The organism is Hydrogenophaga sp., from assembly GCF_050250835.1.
GTDB lineage: Bacteria > Pseudomonadota > Gammaproteobacteria > Burkholderiales > Burkholderiaceae_C > Hydrogenophaga.
The window spans coordinates 31168-51803 of the sequence record NZ_JBFWNX010000010.1 but is presented as its reverse complement, the minus strand read 5'-3'; the positions used below and the strand labels follow the sequence as shown (position 1 = coordinate 51803).

The 20636-nt window shown below is 65.3% G+C and carries 23 protein-coding genes; 10 read left to right on the top strand and 13 right to left on the bottom strand.

The features are described 5' to 3' along the window. Window positions 1-6 precede the first annotated feature (6 nt). Window positions 7-1206 (bottom strand): aspartate aminotransferase family protein, encoded by a 1200-nt coding sequence (locus tag AB7F11_RS13570; RefSeq protein ID WP_428288850.1) that lies wholly within the window; start codon window positions 1204-1206, stop codon window positions 7-9. 277 nt (window positions 1207-1483) lie between these two features. Here AB7F11_RS13570 and AB7F11_RS13565 point away from each other — a divergent pair, with 277 nt between their 5' ends. Then, a complete protein-coding gene (locus tag AB7F11_RS13565; protein ID WP_428288851.1) occupies window positions 1484-1804 on the top strand; it encodes a DUF3579 domain-containing protein in 321 nt (106 codons plus the stop codon). A gap of 125 nt (window positions 1805-1929) precedes the next feature. On the opposite strand, the gene rpsT is transcribed toward AB7F11_RS13565, so the two are convergent. After that, window positions 1930-2229: a 30S ribosomal protein S20 gene (gene rpsT, locus AB7F11_RS13560; RefSeq protein WP_428288852.1), complete on the bottom strand. Its 300-nt coding sequence runs from the start codon at window positions 2227-2229 to the stop codon at window positions 1930-1932. 121 nt (window positions 2230-2350) lie between these two features. On the opposite strand from rpsT, the gene murJ reads away from it, so the two are divergent. The 7 genes from murJ (at window position 2351) to folK (ending at window position 9138) form a co-directional block, all read left to right on the top strand. After that, window positions 2351-3910 carry a murein biosynthesis integral membrane protein MurJ gene (gene murJ / locus AB7F11_RS13555; RefSeq protein WP_428288853.1) on the top strand — a complete coding sequence of 520 codons (1560 nt, stop codon included), beginning with the start codon at window positions 2351-2353 and terminating at the stop codon, window positions 3908-3910. A 31-nt stretch (window positions 3911-3941) separates the two neighbouring features. Beyond that, entirely contained in the window at window positions 3942-4799 is an 858-nt protein-coding gene (locus AB7F11_RS13550; RefSeq protein ID WP_428288854.1) for a SirB1 family protein, read from the top strand. 22 nt (window positions 4800-4821) lie between these two features. Further along, the gene (locus AB7F11_RS13545) at window positions 4822-5454 is read left to right on the top strand and encodes an NAD-dependent dehydratase (protein WP_428288855.1); all 633 of its coding nucleotides are present in this window, start codon (window positions 4822-4824) and stop codon (window positions 5452-5454) included. Between the two features lie 209 nt (window positions 5455-5663). Beyond that, entirely contained in the window at window positions 5664-6356 is a 693-nt protein-coding gene (hda, locus tag AB7F11_RS13540) for a DnaA regulatory inactivator Hda (protein WP_428288856.1), read from the top strand. Continuing rightward, window positions 6353-7021, top strand: coding sequence for an HAD family hydrolase (locus AB7F11_RS13535; protein ID WP_428288857.1), 669 nt, complete (start codon window positions 6353-6355; stop codon window positions 7019-7021). Before hda ends, AB7F11_RS13535 begins: the two co-directional genes overlap by 4 nt. Further along, window positions 7018-8664, top strand: coding sequence for a polynucleotide adenylyltransferase PcnB (gene pcnB / locus AB7F11_RS13530; protein ID WP_428288858.1), 1647 nt, complete (start codon window positions 7018-7020; stop codon window positions 8662-8664). The genes AB7F11_RS13535 and pcnB overlap by 4 nt, the downstream gene beginning before the upstream one ends. Window positions 8665-8670: 6 nt before the next feature. Next, window positions 8671-9138, top strand: coding sequence for a 2-amino-4-hydroxy-6-hydroxymethyldihydropteridine diphosphokinase (folK, locus tag AB7F11_RS13525; RefSeq protein WP_428288859.1), 468 nt, complete (start codon window positions 8671-8673; stop codon window positions 9136-9138). Here folK and pdxH read toward each other — a convergent pair. After that, entirely contained in the window at window positions 9135-9770 is a 636-nt protein-coding gene (gene pdxH / locus AB7F11_RS13520; protein WP_428288860.1) for a pyridoxamine 5'-phosphate oxidase, read from the bottom strand. The two genes, folK and pdxH, sit on opposite strands and share 4 nt — an antisense overlap. Next, window positions 9767-10411: a gamma-glutamylcyclotransferase gene (locus AB7F11_RS13515; RefSeq protein WP_428288861.1), complete on the bottom strand. Its 645-nt coding sequence runs from the start codon at window positions 10409-10411 to the stop codon at window positions 9767-9769. Before AB7F11_RS13515 ends, pdxH begins: the two co-directional genes overlap by 4 nt. Before the next feature lie 49 nt (window positions 10412-10460). Between AB7F11_RS13515 and AB7F11_RS13510 the strand changes: the two genes are divergently transcribed. Continuing rightward, window positions 10461-10970, top strand: coding sequence for an OmpA family protein (locus tag AB7F11_RS13510; RefSeq protein WP_428288862.1), 510 nt, complete (start codon window positions 10461-10463; stop codon window positions 10968-10970). Between the two features lie 10 nt (window positions 10971-10980). On the opposite strand, the gene AB7F11_RS13505 is transcribed toward AB7F11_RS13510, so the two are convergent. Genes AB7F11_RS13505 through AB7F11_RS13480 form a run of 6 tightly spaced genes read right to left on the bottom strand, consistent with a single transcriptional unit; the run spans window position 10981 to window position 17146 of the window. Beyond that, window positions 10981-11385, bottom strand: coding sequence for a Na+/H+ antiporter subunit G (locus AB7F11_RS13505; RefSeq protein WP_428288863.1), 405 nt, complete (start codon window positions 11383-11385; stop codon window positions 10981-10983). Continuing rightward, on the bottom strand, window positions 11382-11660 hold the full coding sequence (locus AB7F11_RS13500) for a K+/H+ antiporter subunit F (protein ID WP_428288864.1): 279 nt from the start codon (window positions 11658-11660) through the stop codon (window positions 11382-11384). The genes AB7F11_RS13505 and AB7F11_RS13500 overlap by 4 nt, the downstream gene beginning before the upstream one ends. Further along, on the bottom strand, window positions 11657-12148 hold the full coding sequence (locus AB7F11_RS13495; protein ID WP_428288865.1) for a Na+/H+ antiporter subunit E: 492 nt from the start codon (window positions 12146-12148) through the stop codon (window positions 11657-11659). The genes AB7F11_RS13500 and AB7F11_RS13495 overlap by 4 nt, the downstream gene beginning before the upstream one ends. Then, a complete protein-coding gene (locus AB7F11_RS13490) occupies window positions 12145-13821 on the bottom strand; it encodes a monovalent cation/H+ antiporter subunit D (protein WP_428288932.1) in 1677 nt (558 codons plus the stop codon). Before AB7F11_RS13490 ends, AB7F11_RS13495 begins: the two co-directional genes overlap by 4 nt. Before the next feature lie 20 nt (window positions 13822-13841). Then, window positions 13842-14198 (bottom strand): Na+/H+ antiporter subunit C, encoded by a 357-nt coding sequence (locus AB7F11_RS13485; protein ID WP_428288866.1) that lies wholly within the window; start codon window positions 14196-14198, stop codon window positions 13842-13844. Continuing rightward, complete coding sequence (locus tag AB7F11_RS13480; RefSeq protein WP_428288933.1) at window positions 14198-17146, bottom strand: monovalent cation/H+ antiporter subunit A; 2949 nt, start codon at window positions 17144-17146, stop codon at window positions 14198-14200. The genes AB7F11_RS13485 and AB7F11_RS13480 overlap by 1 nt, the downstream gene beginning before the upstream one ends. A gap of 291 nt (window positions 17147-17437) precedes the next feature. Between AB7F11_RS13480 and AB7F11_RS13475 the strand changes: the two genes are divergently transcribed. After that, window positions 17438-18664, top strand: coding sequence for a tyrosine-type recombinase/integrase (locus AB7F11_RS13475; RefSeq protein WP_428300781.1), 1227 nt, complete (start codon window positions 17438-17440; stop codon window positions 18662-18664). Here the strand turns inward: AB7F11_RS13475 and AB7F11_RS13470 are convergent. The 3 genes from AB7F11_RS13470 to AB7F11_RS13460 form a co-directional block, all read right to left on the bottom strand. Continuing rightward, window positions 18591-18899: a helix-turn-helix domain-containing protein gene (locus AB7F11_RS13470; RefSeq protein ID WP_428300780.1), complete on the bottom strand. Its 309-nt coding sequence runs from the start codon at window positions 18897-18899 to the stop codon at window positions 18591-18593. The two genes, AB7F11_RS13475 and AB7F11_RS13470, sit on opposite strands and share 74 nt — an antisense overlap. 144 nt (window positions 18900-19043) lie before the next feature. Beyond that, the gene (locus tag AB7F11_RS13465) at window positions 19044-19319 is read right to left on the bottom strand and encodes a DUF2274 domain-containing protein (RefSeq protein WP_428300779.1); all 276 of its coding nucleotides are present in this window, start codon (window positions 19317-19319) and stop codon (window positions 19044-19046) included. Further along, window positions 19316-20635, bottom strand: a complete 1320-nt coding sequence (locus AB7F11_RS13460) for a TrbI/VirB10 family protein (protein WP_428300778.1) — start codon at window positions 20633-20635, stop codon at window positions 19316-19318. Before AB7F11_RS13460 ends, AB7F11_RS13465 begins: the two co-directional genes overlap by 4 nt. Window position 20636 lies beyond the last annotated feature (1 nt).

Sequence of the window (20636 nt, the reverse complement as noted above, 5' to 3'; positions counted from 1 at the left end):
GGGTCGTCATTCGGCCAGGAAAGCGTGGATCAACGGCAGCAGGATGCCGGCCACCTCGTCGGCCTCGGCCGTGCTCATGATCAGTGGTGGCACCAGGCGAATCACGCTGTCGGCCGTGACCGAGAGCAGCAGGCCAGCGTCGGCGGCACGCTGGGTGAGCGCGCCGCAGGGTTTGGTGAGCTCGATGCCGATCATCAGGCCCTGGCCGCGAATCTCTTTCAAGCCCGGCTTGCCCGCCAGGCCTTTTTCGAGGGCGGCGCGCAGGTGCTCGCCCACCCGCGCTGCGTTTTCCAGCAGGCCGTCTTCTTCCATGATGCGAATGGTTTCGACCCCCGCGCGCATGGCCAGCGGGTTGCCGCCGAAGGTGGTGCCATGGTTGCCGGGCTGGAAGATGTTCGCAGCCTTGGGGCCGGCCACCACCGCGCCGATGGGCACGCCCGAGCCCAGGCCCTTGGCCAGCGGCATCACGTCGGGCACGATGCCGGCCCACTGGTGCGCGAACCACTTGCCGGTGCGGCCCATGCCACACTGCACTTCGTCGATCATCAGCAGCCAGTCGTTGGCGTCGCAAAGGGCGCGCACATCTTTCAGGTACTGGGCGCGCATGGGGTTGATGCCGCCTTCGCCCTGGATGGTCTCGAAGAACACGGCCACCACGTTGGGGTTGCCGGCGGTGGCGTTCTTGAGCGCTTCCATATCGTTCAGCGGCACGCGTATGAAACCTTCCACCAGCGGGCCGAAGCCGGCCTGCACCTTGGGGTTGCCGGTGGCCGACAGCGTGGCGATGGAGCGGCCGTGGAAGGCTTTTTCGTAGACCACGATTTCCGGGCGTTCGATGCCTTTGTCATGACCATATTTGCGCGCCAGCTTCAGGGCGGCTTCGTTGGCCTCCAGGCCGGTGCTGCAGAAGAACACATTGGTCATGCCCGAGCGCTCAACCAGCATCTGGGCCAGCACTTCCTGATTGGGCACGTGGTAGTAGTTGCTCGAATGGATGAGCTTGGCGATCTGGTCCTGCAAGGCAGGCACCAGTTTGGGGTGGCCGTGGCCCAGGGTATTGACCGCAATGCCGCCCAGGGCGTCCAGGTATTCCTTGCCGTTCGTGTCCCACAAGCGGCAGCCACGGCCATGCGACATCGCGATCGGCAGGCGGCCGTAGGTGTTCATCACGTGGGGCGAGGCAACGGGATTCAGGGCGGCGTTCATGTGGTGGCTCCGGTGGAAAAGGGGCGGATGGGCCAGAAAAGGAAGCGGCTCAACGCAGGTTGAGCCGTCGAAGCGAGATTTTAGGGGCTGCGCCGGGCATCATCATTGCTTGTTGGGCATCGCTGCCATGCCGGGCAGTCCGTGGTACGGGGCACGGGTAATCCCTGGGTTTGAGTCTTATATAAGATAGAATACCTGTCTGCCACCGCCGACCGAGCGATCCTCTCCTGGCGCTGTCTTTCCCCTGCAGGCCCTCCATCCGAAGGCTTCTCCCCCGATGGTCTCACCCACAGCCAAACAAGTCTTCATTCAAGGCGTCACGCAGGATGGACGCACGTTTCGCCCGAGCGACTGGGCCGAGCGCCTGGCTGGCGTGATGAGTCCGTTTCGCCCCGGCGGCGCCAGCCCGGGCAGCCACCTGAGCTATTCCCCCTGGTGCGTGCCCAACACCATCAATGGCATCAAGTGCGTGGTGGTTCATGTGGACCTGAAGGAGGCCGAGCCCATGGCATGGGATTTCGTCATGCACTTCGCGCGTGACAACCGCCTGCAGGTGGCAGAAGCCTGCCTCCTTCCAGATACCCCGCCCCTGCCCTGAAGATGGGCCGGACGCAAAAAAGCCGTCTTGCGACGGCCTTTTTGCTTTTGCTGGCAGCGCACCCGTTTCAAACGGCGGGCGTTTCCGCCCGGGCTGTTGGCCTGATCAGGTCAGGCCGGGGAGGTTCAGGCAGCGGCTGCTGCGAGGCCCTTGACCTTGGCCGACAGGCGGCTCTTGTCGCGCGCGGCCTTGTTCTTGTGGAAGATGCCCTTGTCGGACACGATGTCCACGACCTGCTGCATCTTGGCGAACAGTTCGGTGGCCTTGGCCTTGTCACCGGTCAGAACGGCTTTTTCAACGTTCTTGACAGCGGTGCGGTATTTGGAGCGCAGCGAGGTGTTGGCTGCATTGAGCTTGATGTCCTGGCGGGCGCGTTTGCGGCCGGACGCCAGGCGGGGGTTCTTTTTCTTCGGCTTGGTTGCCATGGTGAAGTTCCTTCAGATGTTTGTGGATGATGCCAGCAAAGCCCGCGATTTTAGCATGGCCAGGGTGTCTGGCAAGCTGGGCTCCGCCGGGCGTGGGAGGTCCGGTCGTTACACTCGCGCCGTGACCCTGTTCAAGTCCGCCTCCCTCGTCTCGCTGCTGACGCTGGCCTCACGCATCACGGGTCTGGTGCGCGAACTGCTGATGGCGGCCACTTTCGGCGCCAGCGCGCTGACCGACGCCTTCAACGTCGCCTTCCGCATCCCCAACCTGCTGCGCCGGCTGTTCGCCGAAGGCGCTTTCAGCCAGGCGTTCGTGCCGGTGCTGGCCGGCGCGCGCGAAAAAGACGGCGACGAGGCCACCCGAGACCTGGTCAACCAGATCGCCACGGTGCTGGCCTGGGCGCTCACCGCCACCTGCGTGCTGGGCGTGATCGGCGCGCCGGTGCTGGTGTGGGCCATGGCCAGCGGCCTGAGCGACGAAGGTTTCGACTCAGCGGTCTTCATGACGCGGTGGATGTTCCCGTACATCGCGTTCATGTCGTTCGTGGCGCTCTCGGCCGGCATTCTGAACACCTGGAAGCGTTTTGCGGTGCCTGCGGCCACGCCGGTGCTGCTCAACGTGGCCATGATCGCCGCCGCACTCTGGGGAGCCCCCTGGTTCGCCTCCATCGGCATCGAGCCCATCTTTGCCATGGCTGGCGGGGTGCTGCTGGGCGGCGCGCTGCAGCTGGGTGCCCAGGTGCCGGCCCTGCGCCGCCTGGGTCTGTTGCCGCGCGTGAGCCTGCGCTGGTCTGGCCTGAAGGCGGCCTGGAACCACCCTGGCACGCGCCGCGTGACCACCCTCATGCTGCCGGCACTGCTGGGGGTGAGCGTGGCGCAGATATCGCTGCTGATCAACACACAGATCGCCTCGCACCTGGCGGTGGGGAGTGTGAGCTGGCTCACCTATGCCGACCGCCTGATGGAGTTCCCCACTGCGCTGCTCGGCGTGGCGCTGGGCGTGGTTCTTTTGCCGCAACTGGCGGCGGCCAAGGCGGCGGACGACATCGAGCGCTACAGCGGCCTGCTCGACTGGGGCCTGCGCCTGGTGGTTCTACTGGCCGTGCCCTGTGCGGTGGCGCTGCTCACCTTTGCCCAACCCCTGGTGGCCGTGCTCTACCACTACGGCGCTTTCACCGAAGCCGACGTGCAGCGCACCGCCACCGCACTCATGGGTTACGGCGCTGGCCTGATAGGGCTGATCGCCATCAAGGTGCTGGCGCCTGGTTTCTATGCCCGCCAGGACATCCGCACACCGGTGAAGATCGCCATCCTCGTGCTGGTGCTCACCCAATGCCTGAACCTGCTGCTGGTGCCCAGGCTGGCACACGCCGGGCTGGCCCTGGCCATCGGCATTGGCGCGCTCGTGAATGCCTTGCTGTTGCTGGTGGGGCTCCTGCGCCGGGGCGCCTACAAACCCTCACCGGGCTGGGGGCGTTTTGTCCTGCAGGTGGTCGCTGCGAGCGCCTTGCTGGCGGTGTTCCTGATGTGGGTCTCCACGCATGTGAACTGGCTCGGTTTCGAGGGTCTGGCGCTGCGGCGCGTGAGCCTGCTGACCCTGTGCATCTTTGGCGGGGTGTTGGTGTATTTCGTCACCCTGTTGCTGGCAGGATTGAACTTGCGCCAGTTCCTCCGAAAATGACGTAATCTGCGGTTTTGCGCAACCGCCCACCATGTCCTACCCCTACGACATTCCCGAGGCCAGCCCGCTCGGCTACTTCGCCACCCTCGTGGGGGACGACGATGCCTTGCCGCTGTTCGAGGCGGCCACTTCCATCGCTCAGGACGAATACCCGGATCTGGATGTTCAGCAGGTCCTGGGTGATGTCGACCAGATGCTTGCACGCGTGCGCCGTCGGTGTGCCGCCGATGCCGGCCCCTTGCAACGGCTGCGCACCCTCAACCAGTTCTTTTTTCGTGACATGGGTTTTGGCGGCAACGTCAACAACTACTACGACCCCGACAACAGCTACCTCAACGCGGTTCTGCGCACCCGCCGGGGCATTCCCATCTCGCTGGCGGTGCTCTGGCTTGAGCTGGCGCACGGGCTGGGCCTGAAGGCGCGTGGAGTCAATTTCCCCGGTCACTTCATGGTCAAGATCAACCTGCCCAACGGACAGGTCGTGATTGACCCGTTCACCGGCCAGTCGCTCAGCCGCGAAGACCTTTCCGAACGGCTCGAACCCTACAAGCGCCGCAATGGCCTGGTGGACGATTTCGACGTGCCGGTGGGCCTGTACCTTCAGGCCGCCACACCGCGCGAAATTCTGGCCCGGCTGCTGCGCAACCTCAAGGAAATCCACCGCACGCAGGAAGACTGGCTTCGCCTCATTGCGGTGCTTGATCGTCTCGTCATCCTGCTGCCTGAGGCCTGGGCCGAGTACCGCGACCGAGGCTTGGCCTGGGCCGAAATGGGCGAGCTGCGGCTGGCAGTGGCCGACCTCGAAACCTATGTTGCTCACGCCGACGACACCCTGGACCGCGAGGCCACCGTGCAGCGTCTGCAAGAGCTGCGCAAGGCCCTGAACTGACGGTTGTGCGTTGTCTCTCCTCATGAAACGACTCTTGCTGGTGGGTGCCACCGGGCTGGTGGGCGGCCATGTGCTGCGCCAGGCGCTGGCCGATCCCGGGGTCGGGCAGATCGTGGCGCCCACACGCCGTTCGCTCGTGCCCCACGCCAAGCTGCTCAACCCCACCGTCGACTTCAACCATCTTCCGCAAGACGCCGAATGGTGGCGGGTGGATGCGGTGATCTGCACGCTGGGCACCACCATCCGGGTGGCGGGCTCGCAGGCCGCGTTCTACAAGGTCGATCACGACCACCCGCTTGAGGTGGCCTACCTGGCACGCCGCCATGGTGCGCGCGCCTTTGCGTTCAATTCCGCGCTCGGGGCCGATGCGGGCTCGCGGGTCTTCTATTCGCGCACCAAGGGCGAAACCGAGCGCGACCTGCAGGCCGTGGGCTACCCCTCGCTCACCCTGGTGCGACCGGGCCTGATCGGTGGCGCGCGACAGGAAAGCCGACCGGCCGAGCAAGTGGCGGTGCGCCTCTCGCAGTGGCTTCAGCCGCTGCTGCCCCGGCGCTACCGTGTGGTACCTGCCGACCGCATTGCGCACCACCTGCTGCAGGCTGCGCTGGCGGCGACGCCGGGCGTGCATGTGCTGCCGTCCGAAGCCCTCCTCTGAGCCGGGCGGGGCGATGTGAGCGTGACCTGGCGGGACTTTCGTCTACCCCGGGGGGTGGGCCGATAGAATTCGTCCCAGACCCTGCGGGTTCGCCACCCAGGGCCGACGCACCATCCAGCCCCCATGCCATTGACTTTTTCCTCGATTTGCGCCTTGCCGCCGGTCGCTCCCACTCCGTCCGGGCACCCATGAGCACGGGACCGGTCCCCATGAAACAGATGGCGCTGGACATTGGCCTGGCGCCCGTTCCTCTGCTGTCCAACTTCGTGGCCGTGGGCAACGAAGCCGCGCTGGAGCACCTGCTGCTCTGGACAGGCAACCCCACCCGCTCCCCCGTACCCACGTTTCTATGGGGCGAGAGCGGATGCGGCAAGACGCACCTGCTGCGCGCCACCCGCGAGGCACTGCGAGAGCAGGGCGGACGGGTGGGCTGGCTCGACGCCGCCACACTCGACCCGAGCGACTTCGACGAACAGTGGGACGCCGTCCTGCTGGACGACTGCCACCTGTACACCGCGACCCAGCAGGCCGCCGCTTTCAATTGGTTCGTCAACGCGCAAAACCCGGCGCATGGCCCCGCGCGCTGGGTGCTGGCCTCTGCCACCTGCCCGCCGGCCGATCTGCGCCTGCGTGAGGACCTTCGCACCCGCCTGGGCTGGGGCCATGTGTTCCACCTTCAGGCGCTGGGGGAGACCGAGCGCCGCGCGGTGCTGCGCCGCGCCGCCGACGAGCGCGGCGTGTTCCTCGGCGATGAAGTGATGGACTTCATGCTCAGCCGCTTTTCGCGCGACCTCTCCAGCCTCATGCAATTGCTCGAACAGCTCGACGCCTATGCCCTCCGCACCCAGCGCGCCATCACCATCCCGCTGATCAAATCGATGCTGGAAAACGAACCCACATGAGATTGGCCCTTTTCGACCTCGACCACACGCTGATTCCACTCGATTCCGATCACGCCTGGGGCGAGTTCACCGTTGAACTGGGCTGGCGAGAGGCCGAATCCTTTTCCCAGGCCAATGATCGTTTCTACGCCGCCTACCAGGCCGGTGCGCTGGACATCCACGAATACGTGCGTTTTGCCACTGGCGCGGTTCGTGAACACGGGCGGGCCCAGGCTGCACAGGCCCACGAGCGCTTCATGCAGCAGGTGATCTGCCCCGCCATGACCGAGGCGGCCCGCCATCTGGTGCGCACCCACCAGGATGCCGGCGACCAGGTGGTGATCGTCACCGCCACCAACGAGTTCGTCACCCGTCCGATCGCCCGCGCCTTCGGTGTGGACGAACTCATTGCGATCGAACTGCAGACCGACGAACGTGGCGAACCCACCGGCGAGATCCGGGGCGTGCCGTCGTTTCGCGAGGGCAAGGTCGCGCGTGTGGAACAATGGCTGGCTGCGCGCGGGCTGGACTGGTCGCTCGTGCAGCACAGCACCTTCTACAGCGACTCCATGAACGATCTGCCGCTGCTGGAAAAGGTGCATGAGCCCGTGGCCACCAATCCGGATGCCCGGCTGCGCGCCGTGGCCCTTGAGCGGGGCTGGCGCATACTGAACCTATTCGAATGATCAAGAAATTCATCAACAGGCTGCTGGGCAAGACCGGTAGCGAAAGCTCGCGCCGAGCCCATCCTTTCGGCAAACGCGAGGATGTCCCCGCAGATGTGCACGGCATCGACCGCTCGCTGGTCGATCAGCGCGCGCTTGACGTGGTGCACACGCTCAAGCAGGCCGGTTTCGACGCCTACATCGTGGGCGGCGCGGTGCGCGACCTGCTGCTGGGTCTGCGTCCCAAGGACTTCGATGTGGCCACCAGCGCCACGCCCGAGCAGGTCAAAGGCCTGTTCCGTCGTGCGTTCATCATCGGACGGCGCTTTCGCATCGTGCATGTGGTCTACGGGCGCGGGCGCGAGCACGAAGTCATCGAGGTCTCCACCTTCCGCGCCTACCTGGACAACGCCGCCGCCGAGCAGGTGGCCGGCAACGAGCGCACCAGCAAGGGTGAACTGGCCGGCATGAAGCACGCAGTGGATGCCAGCGGCAGGGTGTTGCGCGACAACGTCTGGGGTCCGATTGAGCAGGACGCGGCGAGGCGCGACTTCAGCATCAACGCCATGTACTACGACCCGGAAACGCAGACCGTGGTCGATTTCCATCACGGCATCCGCGATGCGAAGAAGCGCACCTTGCGCATGATTGGCGACGCCGCCACCCGTTACCGCGAAGACCCGGTGCGCATCATCCGCGCGGTGCGGTTCGGCGCCAAGCTCAGCCATCTGGGGTTCACCTTCGACCCCAAGACGCTGGAGCCGCTGGCGTCATCGCGAAAGCTCCTTGCCGACGTGCCTCAGAGCCGCCTGTTCGACGAAATGCTCAAGCTGCTTCAAACCGGTCACGCGCTGGCCAGCATCGAGCAGCTCAAGGCCGTGGGCCTGGGCACCGGCATCTACCCTTTGCTGGACGTGGTGGTGGAACGCGCCGACGACGAATTCGTGAAACTCGCATTGCAAGACACCGATCGCCGCGTGGGCGAGAGCAAGCCGGTGGCGCCGAGTTTTCTGCTCGCGTGCGTGCTCTGGGCCGATGTGCGCAAGGGCTGGATGCAGCGTTTGCAGCCACGCCCAGGTCAACGCGCTCCGGCGCCCATTTCTGCGTTGCAGGAAGCCGTCGACGATGCTTTCGAGGCGCGTGTGGGCGATGTGTCCGGCCGTGGCAAGCTCGGTGCGGACATGCGCGAGATCTGGATGATGCAGCCGCGCTTTGACAAGCGCGTGGGCACCTCGCCCTTCAGCCTGGTCGACCAGCCGCGGTTTCGCGCCGGCTTCGACTTCCTGCGGCTGCGGGCGCAGGTGGGCGAGGTGGAGGAAGAACTCGCCCACTGGTGGGAAACCTTCAGCATGGCCAGCGACGACATGCGCGACGACATGGTGGACGCGCAGCGCCGCGAGAACCTGGCCAAGCCGGGCGCAGGCAAGGCCCGGCGCGTCAAGCGCACCGACGCCGACCATCCTGCCAGCGATTCCATGGCCGACGCCCGATTCCGCCCCCCCCAGGACGACGGTGACGATGAAGTGCCGACCGGTGAAGACGCAGCCGAGCCGATGCCCACCGACGGCCCCTCACCCGCGAAGAAGCGCCGCCGCCGTCGCCGCAAGCCCTCCGGCGCCGGACGCGCCGAAGGGGGCGCCGGCGAGGCTGGCCCCACCGACTGATGGCCCGTGTCGCGCGCTGAGGTCACGGCGTACGTTGCCCTGGGTGCCAATCTGGGTGATCCCGCGCAAGCCTTGCTGGGTGCGCTGTCTGCGCTGAACGCCACCCCGGGTGTTCGGCTGGTGAAAGCCTCCCGCCCCTACCGCACGGCGCCGGTGGATTCCAGCGGTCCGGACTATGTCAACGCAGTGGCAGAAGTCGCCACCACACTCTGCGCTCCTGCGCTGCTGGACGCCTTGCAGGCGATCGAATTGGCCGCCGGGCGCGAGCGGCCCTTCCGCAATGCACCGCGCACACTGGACCTCGATCTGCTGACTTACGGCGCAGGGCGCATCGCTTCCGAGCGCCTGACCGTTCCGCACCCGCGCATGAGCGAGCGCGCCTTCGTGCTGGTACCCCTGGCCGAGATTGCCCCGACGCTGGTGAGCGCCGCGCAGTTGCAGGCCGTGGCCGGCCAGGCCATCGAAATGCTTTAGGGTGCGAGCCGCTCGCGCAGCCAGCCGCCCTCGGCCTGGGCGGTGTAGCGCAGCCGGTCGTGCAGTCGGCTCTTGCGGCCCTGCCAGAACTGCCATTGCTCGGGCCTGAGGCGGTAGCCACCCCAGTGTGGCGGGCGAGGAGGGCGCAGCAGGAACTGCGCGCCGTACTTCGCCGCGTTGGCCACCAGCACCGAGCGGCCTTCAATCACCTCGCTTTGCGGGCTCGCCCAGGCGCCGATGCGGCTGTCCAGCGGGCGGCTGTGAAAGTACGCATCGCTTTCTTCGTCGCTCACCTTGTCCACCACGCCTTCAATGCGCACCACGCGTTCGAGCTCGACCCAGTGAAATTGCAGTGCCGCGAACGGATTGCCGGCGAGTTCGCGTCCCTTGCGGCTGTGGTAGTTGGTGTACCAGACGATGCCGCGTTCATCGAAACCTTTGATCAGCACCACGCGGGTGCTCGGCCGCAGGTCGGGCCCCACGGTGGCCAGTGTCATGGCGTTGGGTTCGGGCACTTCGCTGTGGATGGCCTCCTGCAGCCACTGGTCGAATTGCTGGAGCGGATCGGCGTGCGAGGCCGATTCGCTGAGTTCGGCCTTTTCGTAGCTCTTGCGCAGGTCGGCGATGTTCATGGGTTCAGTATATGAGGGGCATCCGCGTCGGCCAGCCGCAGCAACCTTTCCAGCGCGTGGTCGTGGATGCCATGGCGCAGCAAGCCCTCGAAAGTCTGGCGTGCGTAGTCCAGCGTGGTGCCGTAGCGCCCGCAGGATTGCGCGAAGATCTCGCGATAGCGCTCGTCGCTCAGGGTGCCTGTGTGGCTGGGGCTGTGGTGCGAAAGCGTGAAAGCCAGCGCACTGACCGGGCCCTGTGGCGTGTGGCACTTCAGCCAGCGCGGGTCGTACACAGGATTGGGCATTTCTCGCGCCCACAGCACCGGCATGAGCGCCTCGACCTGTTCGTGGGGCACGCGCAGTGCCAGTCCCGCGCAACTTCCACCGCGCATGAGGGCGAACACCAGACCGGGCCGCTCATAGGTGCCCCGGTTCACGCGGCTCCACATCTCCAGGCAGCGGTGGTAGCCCTGCACGCGGGCGGGCCGCTGCTCAGCGGCCTCGAAATCCGGGCGCCACACGAGCGAGGCATAGGCGAACACCCAGAGGTCCGGACGCGGTCCCTGTGAACGCCATTGCGCCAGCGCCTGAGCCATCATCTTTGCGCCGTCTCTGAGCGCGGGATCGTGGGGAGCTGCCTTCGAAGTGTCGCGATGGGCCATTTACAATCTTCGTTCGTTCCTTCCCATTATTCTTCACGGAGTGCTACCCATGTCTTCTCAGGACGACGAACCCGAGTTCCGCGTACTGGCCTTCGTGCTGATGACAGCCGTCGTGCTGGCCTTGGGTCTGGCAGTGGGCATCGGCATCCAGAAGTCGCGCGGCACCGGTTCCACCATGGCTGCGGCAGCACCGGCGCCTGCCACCGCGGTGGCCGCCCCGGTGGGCGACGACGCCAGCGTGGTGGTGGAGAACGGCGTGGTCAAGTTCTACTTTGCTTCGGGCAAGGCAGATCTTGCCCCCGGTGCACTGGACGCACTGGCCGACGCCATCCGGTCGGCCAAGTCGGGCAAGCGTCTGACGCTGTCGGGCTTCCACGACGCCACCGGCGACCCGGCGTTCAATGCCGAACTGGCCAAGCAGCGTGCCATGGTGGTTCGTGATGCGCTGGTGGGCGCAGGCGTGGCGGAGTCCGCCATGGAACTCAGAAAGCCGGAGCAGACCACCGGCAGCGGCAACAACGCCGAGGCGCGCCGCGTCGAGGTGGTGATCGCCCCCTGAGAGCCCTGTCTCAGGGCGCCTGGGATTTTTGCGCCTGCTGAGCCTCAAGCGGCGCAGCGACGTCGTGAATCAGCGAGGGCGGAATTTCATCATTGCCCCGGTCCTGCGACGTGCGTCGCCGGAAGAGTTCCGTGCGGGCCAGCAGGATGGTGGTCACCGGCACCGTGAGTGCGAGGAAGATGATGATGAGCCAAGCGTGCAGCGAGAGCTTTTCATCTTGCGCCGAAAAATAGAGGACGCTGGCCAGCGTCACGCACCAGGCCGAGAAGCTGAAGGCGAGCGCCGGTGGATGCATGCGCTGGAAAAAGCTCTTGAAGCGCAACACGCCCACGGCCGCCGAGAGCGTGAAGACGCCGCTCAGCATGAGCAGCAGCGCCACTGACCATTCCACCCACAGGGAAAGACCCGCATTCATTCGATCACCTCGCCGCGCAGCAGAAACTTGGCCATCGCGGCGGAACTCACAAAACCGAAGATCGAGATGAGCAGCGCGGCTTCGAAGTACACCGCGCTGCGGTAACGGATGGCAAGCACCATCAGCATCAGCATGACGATGGTGCAGATCAGGTCCATGGCCAGAACGCGGTCCTGCGCCGACGGCCCGCGAAAGAGGCGCAGCAACGACAGCCCCATGCCCAGCGAATAGCACGACAGCGTGAAGACGATGGCGAAGAAAAGCACGTTGCTCATTCGAAGATCTCCATCAGGGGGCGTTCGTAGCGGCGCTTGATCAGATCAATCTCGGACTGGGCGTCCTCCAGGTCGAACAGGTGGACCAGCAAGGCGCTTCGGTCCAGCGCCAGCTCGGACCAGATGGTGCCGGGGATCACGCACATGATGGCCGCCAGCACCGCCAGGCCATTGGGGTCGCGCAGGTCCAGGGGCACCACGACGAAGCCGCCCTGGGGCACGCGATCTGTTGGCGCAATGGTGCCCAGCAGGACGCGCCAGTTCCAGATGATCACGTCCTTGCCGACGCGCAGGAACAGGCGCATGGCTGTCATCGGGTGACTGAAGCGCACCGGCGTGGGGCGCAACGAATGCGTGAGGTAGGGCACCAGCCAGGCCAGCATCAGTCCCATGAGCCACTGGCCCAGGCCAAAGCTGCTGTTGAGCAACATCCACAGCGCGACCAGGGCGAGCGAAAGAAGGGGCGAAGGGAAGATGCGGCGGATCATTGGCTGATGCCCGGTGGCGGTACGCCCAGCCGCTCGGCATTGGTGGGCGTGACCAGGGGGCGTGCAGAGAACACAGCGTCGATGTAGCCGCGCGGATGGTACAGCGCAGCAGCGGTGGCACTGGTGTAGCGCAACACCGCCTCGGCGCGTACGGTGAACAGCACGCACAGCGCCACCAGCAGGGCGATGGGCAGGAACTCGACGACACGCAGCACGGGGGCGGGACGGTCCACCGGCGCCCAGAAGAAGCGGATGCCGGCGCGCGAGAGCGCCACGAGCGCGAAAAGCCCCGAGGTGATCACCAGAGCCATGAACACCCAGCTCGATGAGGTCACGTGGGTGGTGGGCGATGCCAGCAAGCTGGTGAGCATGGCGAACTTGCCCACGAAGCCTGAGAACGGTGGCAGTCCGGCCAGCAGCAGGGTGCAGGCGATGAAGGCCATGCCGAGCAGGGCGGTGGATGCGGGAATGGCGCGACCGATGAGCGGTTCTTCGTCGTCATCGAGGTTGGCGCCGTGCAGTTCGAGCTCGGCCAGCGAAAAGGGCAGGTTGTCCTCTTCGTCTTCGGGTGCGCGCTGGCGTTCCGGGTCGTCCTGGCGGGAACGGTCCAGCAACTCCGTGAGCAGGAAGAAGGCGGCGACCGCGAAGGTGGAGACCGGGAGGTAGTAGAGGGCGCTGGCGGTCAGGTCTTGTCGAGACAAGCCCAGCACGGCCATGAGCGTGCCCGAGGAAACAACGACGGCGAATCCGCCGAGACGCGCGGGGCGCTGCGAGGCCAGCATGCCGATGGCACCGAAGGTGAGCGTGGCCAGGCCGCCCCAGAGCAGCCATTCGCTGCCGAAGCCGGCGGATTCACCCGCGTCTTGTGAAAACAGCAGGGTCGACAGGCGCAGCAGCACGTAGATGCCGACCTTGGTGAGCAACGCGAACACCGCCGCCGATGGCGCACTGGCGCTGGCGTAGGCGGGCACCAGCCAGAAATTGAGCGGCCACATGGCGGCCTTGGCCAGAAAGGCCACGGCGAGGATGGCGCAGCCGGCGTGCAGCAGCACGCGGTCGCTGGCGATGACTTCGGGGATGCGGATGGCCAGATCGGCCATGTTGAGCGTGCCGGTCACGCCGTAGATCAGCGAGGCACCCACCAGGAACAGCGAAGAGGCCACCAGGTTGATGGTGATGTAGTGCAGCCCGGCCTTGACGCGCGCCGGCCCGGAGCCGTGCAGCAGCAGACCGTAGGACGCGGCGAGCATGACCTCGAAGAACACGAACAGGTTGAACAGATCACCGGTGAGAAAGGCGCCGTTGAGGCCCATGATCTGGATTTGAAACAGCGGGTGGAAATGGGCGCCCGCCTTGTGCCAGCGTGCCAGCGCGAACAGCAGGGCCATCAGCACCACCAGCGCGGCCACGAAGATCATCAGTGCCGAGAGTCGATCAAGCACCAGCACGATGCCAAAGGGCACGTCCCAGTTGCCAGGCAGGTAGACGCCGTAGTCGCTGGTCTGCACATCGTCCTTGGCCCAGAACAGCAGTAGCACGGCCAAAGCCAGGTTGGCGGCCGTGGCCAGCAGGCCGAAAGTGGCCTTGATGCGGTGCCGCCGCTCGCTGATGAGCATGAGCACGCAGGCCGCCAGCAAAGGCAGCAGGATGGGCACTGCGATCAGGTGGGGCATGAGGGCGTCGGCCAGTTCGATCACGAGCCAGCCTCCTGGTCATCCTCGCGGCCGTCCACATGATCGTTGCCCGAAAAACCCCGCTGCGCCAGCATCACCACCAGGAACAGTGCTGTCATGGCAAAGCCGATGACGATGGCGGTGAGCACCAGCGCCTGGGGCATGGGGTCGGCGTAGTTCAGCAGGTTGGGCTCCATGCCCGGTAACAGCACCGGTTCACTGTCCACCGCCAGCCGGCCCATGCTGAAGATGAACAGGTTCACCCCGTACCCCAGCAGGCACAGGCCGATGATCACCTGGTAGGTGCGGGGTCGCAGCAAGAGCCACACGCCGCAGGTGGTGAGCGCTCCGATGGCGATGGCCAGAACGATTTCCATCAGTGTGTTTCGGGTATCTGTCCGCCGGCGTCCCGGGCGTCGGAGGTGACGCGGCGGTGGCCACGCACCGATTGGTGGCCCAGGGCGGTGAGGATCAGCAGGGTGGCGCCCACCACCAGCGTAAAGACGCCGATGTCGTAGAACAGCGCGCTGGCCACATGGAGCTCACCCAGCAAGGGCAGGTCAAGGTGGGCGGTGTGGGTGGTCAGGAAGGGGTAGCCCATCAAGATGGCACCCAGGCCGGTGGCGGTGGCCATCAGAAGGCCGGCCGAGATCCAGCGCACCGGCAGCAGCCTCATGTTGGCTTCCACCCACTGCGTGCCCGACACGATGTATTGCAGGATGAATGCGGTGGACACCACCAGTCCGGCAACAAAGCCGCCACCAGGTTCGTTGTGGCCGCGCATGAACAGGTAGACCCCGATCACGCCGGCGATGGGCAGGATCAGGCGCACCAGCACCGCAGGCACCAGCAGGTAGCCGCGCGCGGTATCGGCCACGGTCTGCGCATTCACGAGGTCGGTGGCCAGGTCGGCCGGCAGGGCCCGCTGCTGCGCCGGCAGATCCATGCTTTCGGGTGCCGGGCGAAATCGCCGCAGCAGCGCGTAGACAGTGAGCGCCACGATGCCGAGCACCGCGATTTCACCCAGCGTGTCGAAACCCCGGAAGTCCACCAGCATCACGTTGACCACGTTGGTGCCGCCGCCCTCGGACAGCGCGCGGTCCAGAAAGAACGGCGAGATGCTCTGCGGGAAGCTGCGCGTCATGACCGCGTAGGACAGGGCTGCCATGCCGCAGCCGGCTGCGAGCGCAACGAGCAGATCGCGTCCTCGCCGCAGACGGGTCTGCATGCGGGTGCGCAGCGGCAACAGGCGGTCGACGGCCTCCGATCGCTTGGGCAGCCAGCGCAGGCCGAGCAGGATGAGCACCGTGGTCACCGCCTCGACGGAGAGTTGCGTCAGCGCCAGATCGGGTGCGGAGAACCACGCAAAGGTGACGACCGTGACCAGACCCGCAACGCTCATCAACGCCAGGGCGGTCAGCCGGTGGTACTTGGCCTGCCACGACGCACCGATGGCCGCGCCCACGCCCACCAGCCACAGCAGCGCGAACATGGGCGAAAACGGCAGTGCGGCGCGCTCGCCAGTGACGAGCCATTCCGACACATGAACCATGCGCACGGCGGCAAAGGCCGCCACCACTGTGAGCCCCATCAGCAGAAGCACCTGGATCTGCAGGCGCCGGGTGCCCAGCCACCGCAGCGCAAGGCGGCTGGCAGCGGTGAGCAGCGCGAGCAGGCCTTCGAAAACGCGCTTGCCGCTGACCAGGCTCAGGACGGGCGTGCGCGAGATGCGGCCATCTTCCAGGCGCTTGTGCAGCAGCATGAACAGCGCCACGCCGCCGGCCATGGCGAGCAGGCTCATCCACAGCGGCAGGTTGAAGCCGTGCCACACCGCGAGATCGAATTCCGGCAACATGCCGCCCACCACCGGCGTGGCAGCAGCGGCGAGGAGGGTGTGGATGGACCACTGCGGCAGCACGCCCACCACCAGACAGACCAGCACCAGCAGTTCGATGGGCACGCGCATCCAGTGGGGCGGCTCGTGCGGCATGCGCGGCAACCGGGTGCAGGTGTCGGGGCCGAAGAACACGTCGACGATGAAGCGCAACGAATACGCCACGCTGAGTGCGCCCGCCACCACGGCAGCCACCGGCAGCAACTGCTGGAACCAGGGCGCAGCGTTCACGAACACGGCCTCGGTGAAAAACATCTCTTTGGAGATGAAGCCGTTGAGCAGAGGCACGCCGGCCATGGCCGCACCCGCCACCATGGTGAGCGTGGCGGTGATCGGCATGTAGCGGCGCAGGCCACTGAGGCGGCGCATGTCGCGCGTGCCGGTTTCGTGGTCGATGATGCCCACCGCCATGAACAGAGAGGCCTTGAAGGTGGCGTGGTTGATGATGTGGAACACGGCGGCCACGGCGGCGAGCGGGCTGTTGAGGCCGAGCAGCGTCGTGATGAGCCCCAGGTGCGAGATCGTCGAATAGGCGAGCAGGCTCTTGAGATCGCGCTGGAAAGTGGCTGCGAAGCCGCCGATGAGCAGTGTGATCAGGCCCGAGCAGGTCACGATCCAGAACCATTCGTCGGTGCCTGCGAGCACCGGCCACAGCCGCGCCAGGAGAAACACCCCTGCCTTCACCATGGTGGCCGAGTGCAGGTAGGCCGACACCGGGGTGGGTGCGGCCATCGCGTGCGGCAACCAGAAATGGAACGGGAACTGCGCACTCTTGGTGAGTGCGCCCAGCAACACCAGCACCAGCGCCGTGCCGTAGAGCGGATGGCCGCGCACCAGTTCGCCCGCGCCGAGCACCGCGTCCAGGTCGTAGCTGCCCACGATGCGCCCGAGCACCAGCACGCCAGCGAGCAGGCATAGGCCGCCGGCACCCGTCACGGTGAGCGCCATGCGCGCACCGCGCCGTGCGTCCTTGCGGTGGTACCAGTAGCCGATCAGCAGGAATGAGAACAGGCTGGTCAGTTCCCAGAACAGCACCAGCTGTATCAGGTTGCCCGAGAGCACCACCCCGCTCATGGACCCCATGAAGGCCAGCAGGAGCGAGAAAAAACGTGGCACGGGGTCGGACGGCGACATGTAGTAGCGCGCGTACAGAACCACCAGCGCACCGATGCCCAGCACCAGCATGGAGAACATCCATGCGAAGCCGTCCATGCGCAGCACGAGGTTCAGGCCCAACGAGGGGAGCCAGACGATCTCTTGCCGGATCACGACGCCGGTGGAGACCTCCGGGAACAGCATGGCCGCCTGCACGGCGCAGAAGAGTGCAATCGCGCCGGCCAGCGTGGACTCGGTGTTGCGCGCGTTTGACGGCAGCAGGGCCGCAACAAGGCTGCCCACGAAGGGAAGTAGGACGAGGGCAAACAGGGGCAGGGTCATCGGTGCCTGAGTTTACGAGGGGGAGAGATTCCCTCGCCGCACTCCGCACCAGACGGGCTCAACGCAGGCCTGAGCCGCCGGCGTTCTCCGTGCGCTGGATCAGTTCGATCATGTAGCTGATTTCCATGTTTGTCTTCATTTTTGAAACTCTTATAAATCAACAACTTATGGAGTTAATTGAGGCTGATAAACGCCTCAGAAGCACCCGAAGACGCCACAAAATGGCGGCTTAAACTCGATCAGATCATGCGATGATCCATCTCGTTGACACGACGGAGATGTGGCATGGCAAAACCCAGACTGAAGCAATCCGGGAAGTGGGAAATAGGGCTGAGGCACCCATCGCTTCCGAACGGGCGCAAGTACTTCACCTTCGACACCGAGGCCGAGGCCATTGCCTATGGGCAGCAGTGGAAGCTGATGAAGCACGCGGACATCCCGCCGCCGGCAGAGCTGACCACTCCCACGTCCCCTGGCGACGGTGTGCGCTTGGTGCGCATTCTGGGTGCGTGGTCGGACAGTGGCTTCGCGGCGCCTTCGCAAATTCTCACGCTCTCGACGCTGACGCGTGAGGTGGGTTCTGTGCGGCTCTCCGACGCCAGCTACAAGTGGTTGACGGGCTATCTCCGTTCCCTGAAGGTGGAGAAGAACCTGTCCCCCTCGTCCATCAAGCACCGCATTCAGGCGCTTAGCCGGGCCATTGACGAGTACCTGCGGCACAACGTGAACGTCAAGATCAGCAACCCGGTGAAGCTGCTGCCCAAGGGCTACTCGACTTATACCGACGTCGATGCCCAGATGGCGAAAGCCAAGGGTGGCAAGGTGAAGGTGAACGTGGCGCGCGACAGGCGCCTGTTGCCAGGGGAGCACGAGAAGATCGTGGCGGTGCTGTCGGGCTATGAGCGACCAGATCGCTCGCGCGGCCTCGAACTCAAGGGCGGCGATGCGCTACTGACCTTGTACCTGCTGATCCTGAACACGGGACTACGGCTCAGGGAGGCGTACACCCTGACCAGAGGCCAGATTGACATGCAGAACAAAGTGATCCGTGCCAAGGAGACCAAGCAGTGGCGTGGGAAGATTTCTTATCGGGATGTCCCGATGCGCCCCGAAGTGCATCAGGCGCTGTCCTCGTACTTTGCATCGCGGCCGCCGTTCGAACCCGATACGCACATCTTCCCATTCCTCCACGAAGAAGGGATCGAAGAAGGGAAAAAGGGCTTGGTGCGTACCAGTCAACGGTTGTCATTCCGTTTCAGGATCGCTTTCGAGTACATGGACATCGTTGGCCTTCATGAACACGACCTGAGACACGAAGCGACGTGCCGATGGCTGGAGCTGAAAGACAAAGACGGGCGCGACATGTTCCGTCTGGAGGAGCTGAACAAGATCATGGGATGGAAGCCGGGCTCGGTGATGGCTCAACGCTATGCCAGCTTCAGGGGCGTGGACCTTGCGCAAAGGCTTTGGCCGGCACCGGAAGCGGTGGCGGCGTCTGCCGCCGTGGCTTGATCGGTATGTCCAAGCGCGGGATCGACTTTCGCGCGTTGAGGTCCTGGCGCCGCTCCTCAGCCTCTTTGCGGGCGCGTTCGGCGATGTAGGCCAGCAGGTCGGCTTTCACATAGATCCAACCGCGACCGAATTTCATCCCCGGTAGCTCGCCGCTTCGGGTCAGTTCCTCAATTCGCTGCTCGGTGCAGTGCAGGAGCTCGGCGCACTGTTCGGCGTTGATCGTTTCGGCGGTCATGCTAAGCCGTCTTTCTGATGGTGCTCGCAGCTCTCACGCACATCGTTTTCGCCATAACCGGTGACTTCGGTGAAAGGCTTGATCAGCCTCCGCTGGGCTAGGTTACACATGGAGTCCTCCCGACATGACTGCCATGGGGTTCAGTCATTCCCGTGCCTCGCCAGCCTTGGACGACTTGGCTGCCGCCAATGGAGTCTTGCGTTTGGCATCCACTCGCCTGAATCCGCGGTCCCTGGCCATGAAGGCCTCCAGCATGTGCGGGATCAGCGTCAGGGCATCGGTGGCCTCGCCATAGGTCTGCGCATGCAACGCGGCGTAGCGATCCCGTTCGGCTTTCAAGGCGGCCGAGCAGGAGAAGGTCAGCTTGACGCTTTCGGTCTTGGGCAGTGGTCCCAAGCGAAGTTGACGGTTTGTGCTCATCGCGGCACCCCTCTGACGAAAAACAGCGGCTGGTAGGGCCGCAGGACCAGGTCGCGATTCACGATGACGCGCATAGGCAGTCCTGGCCGAGCTGTAAGTGTCGGCTGGATGTTCAGGTTGCGGCGGGTCACTTCCTGACCGATCTGGTTCACGCTGTCCTGCAGGCTGTCGCGCCCGGCGATCACGATGCGGTTGCCGTCCTGCCGGTTCTCGGGTGCAGCGAGTTCAGCACCAATGCCGAGCAGCGAAGTCAGCGCAGCACCTGCGAACACCCGATCCCAGTGCCAGTCCACGCCGTCTTCGAGGCCAGCTCTGCCAGCAGGGTCGGAGCCCACCAGGTTGTCCAGCGTCAGCGAGGACGTGTCGGGCAGGATGACACGGTTCCATACCACTTGGACACGGCTCTGACCAAAGCTCACTTGGCTGTTGTAGCGACCGAGGATGCGCGAGCCCTGGGGAATCAACAGGTGTTTGCCGCTGGCGGTGTCGTACACCGGTTCGGTGACCGTGGCGATCACGTCACCTGGCAGGTCGGACTGAATGCCGGTGACCAAGGCGCCAGCGATCACCGTACCCGCCATCACCTGGTACGGCGATGCGGGCAGTTGCAGAGATCCGGAATTGCGTGTTTCCGTGGAACCGGATTTATGGAAAGCCTCTTTCTGGTCTTGCCGGTTTTGTGCCGTCGTGGCGTCGGCACTGCCAGCCTGCGCTGGCGTGGAGGTCAGGCCAGCTGCCATCGGATCAAAGCCCGCCAAGTTGTTCGGTATTGCGCTGGTGGCGCCGGGCGCTGCAGCGGCCGGCGAAGCAGCGGTGGCGCGCTGCCCACCGCTCCGAAAGAACACCGACGCCGCCGCGGCCTGCTCGGCCTCCTTGCGCCGGGCATCGCGCTCCGATGCAGCCGGGTCGTGTCCCGGTGGCGAATAGCTTGGTACCACTGGCTGCTGCGACTTGACGATGGCTGGCCCCAGATCGCCAGGCAAGGGTGGTCCGAGTTCGGGCACGGCCGCGGGTAGCGGTGGTAGCAGTTTCGAATAGTCGGCGGGCAACTTCCCAAGTCCTTCGGAGCGCGACACCCGATCCACGTTGAACAGTTCAGCGGGATCGTTTGCCTCGCGGCGCGCCTTCGGTTGCAGCGACCACACCGTCGCTCCCAGCACACCCAAGGCCAGCAAGCCTGCCAGCAGCGCGAGGCTGCGGCGATTCAGGCGGGTCACCGGTTGCGGCTGCGCTCGCAATGCCACCGACTCGGGCGACACCTTGGCCGCTGTGGTTCGACCGCTGGTACCTGATGGGGTGGAATCGTTCGTGGCCATG

Coding starts and splice junctions, on each gene's coding strand:
- pcnB (WP_428288858.1), top strand. CDS start 7,018: ATGATCAAGAAATTCATCAACAGGCTGCTGGGCAAGACCGGTAGCGAA.
- AB7F11_RS13500 (WP_428288864.1), bottom strand. CDS start 11,660: ATGAGCAACGTGCTTTTCTTCGCCATCGTCTTCACGCTGTCGTGCTAT.
- pdxH (WP_428288860.1), bottom strand. CDS start 9,770: ATGAACATCGCCGACCTGCGCAAGAGCTACGAAAAGGCCGAACTCAGC.
- AB7F11_RS13550 (WP_428288854.1), top strand. CDS start 3,942: ATGTCCTACCCCTACGACATTCCCGAGGCCAGCCCGCTCGGCTACTTC.
- rpsT (WP_428288852.1), bottom strand. CDS start 2,229: ATGGCAACCAAGCCGAAGAAAAAGAACCCCCGCCTGGCGTCCGGCCGC.
- hda (WP_428288856.1), top strand. CDS start 5,664: ATGAAACAGATGGCGCTGGACATTGGCCTGGCGCCCGTTCCTCTGCTG.
- AB7F11_RS13490 (WP_428288932.1), bottom strand. CDS start 13,821: ATGCCCCACCTGATCGCAGTGCCCATCCTGCTGCCTTTGCTGGCGGCC.
- AB7F11_RS13470 (WP_428300780.1), bottom strand. CDS start 18,899: ATGACCGCCGAAACGATCAACGCCGAACAGTGCGCCGAGCTCCTGCAC.
- AB7F11_RS13535 (WP_428288857.1), top strand. CDS start 6,353: ATGAGATTGGCCCTTTTCGACCTCGACCACACGCTGATTCCACTCGAT.
- AB7F11_RS13570 (WP_428288850.1), bottom strand. CDS start 1,206: ATGAACGCCGCCCTGAATCCCGTTGCCTCGCCCCACGTGATGAACACC.
- AB7F11_RS13475 (WP_428300781.1), top strand. CDS start 17,438: ATGGCAAAACCCAGACTGAAGCAATCCGGGAAGTGGGAAATAGGGCTG.
- AB7F11_RS13565 (WP_428288851.1), top strand. CDS start 1,484: ATGGTCTCACCCACAGCCAAACAAGTCTTCATTCAAGGCGTCACGCAG.
- AB7F11_RS13515 (WP_428288861.1), bottom strand. CDS start 10,411: ATGGCCCATCGCGACACTTCGAAGGCAGCTCCCCACGATCCCGCGCTC.
- AB7F11_RS13510 (WP_428288862.1), top strand. CDS start 10,461: ATGTCTTCTCAGGACGACGAACCCGAGTTCCGCGTACTGGCCTTCGTG.
- AB7F11_RS13485 (WP_428288866.1), bottom strand. CDS start 14,198: ATGGAAATCGTTCTGGCCATCGCCATCGGAGCGCTCACCACCTGCGGC.
- AB7F11_RS13495 (WP_428288865.1), bottom strand. CDS start 12,148: ATGATCCGCCGCATCTTCCCTTCGCCCCTTCTTTCGCTCGCCCTGGTC.
- AB7F11_RS13465 (WP_428300779.1), bottom strand. CDS start 19,319: ATGAGCACAAACCGTCAACTTCGCTTGGGACCACTGCCCAAGACCGAA.
- AB7F11_RS13505 (WP_428288863.1), bottom strand. CDS start 11,385: ATGAATGCGGGTCTTTCCCTGTGGGTGGAATGGTCAGTGGCGCTGCTG.
- AB7F11_RS13545 (WP_428288855.1), top strand. CDS start 4,822: ATGAAACGACTCTTGCTGGTGGGTGCCACCGGGCTGGTGGGCGGCCAT.
- AB7F11_RS13460 (WP_428300778.1), bottom strand. CDS start 20,635: ATGGCCACGAACGATTCCACCCCATCAGGTACCAGCGGTCGAACCACA.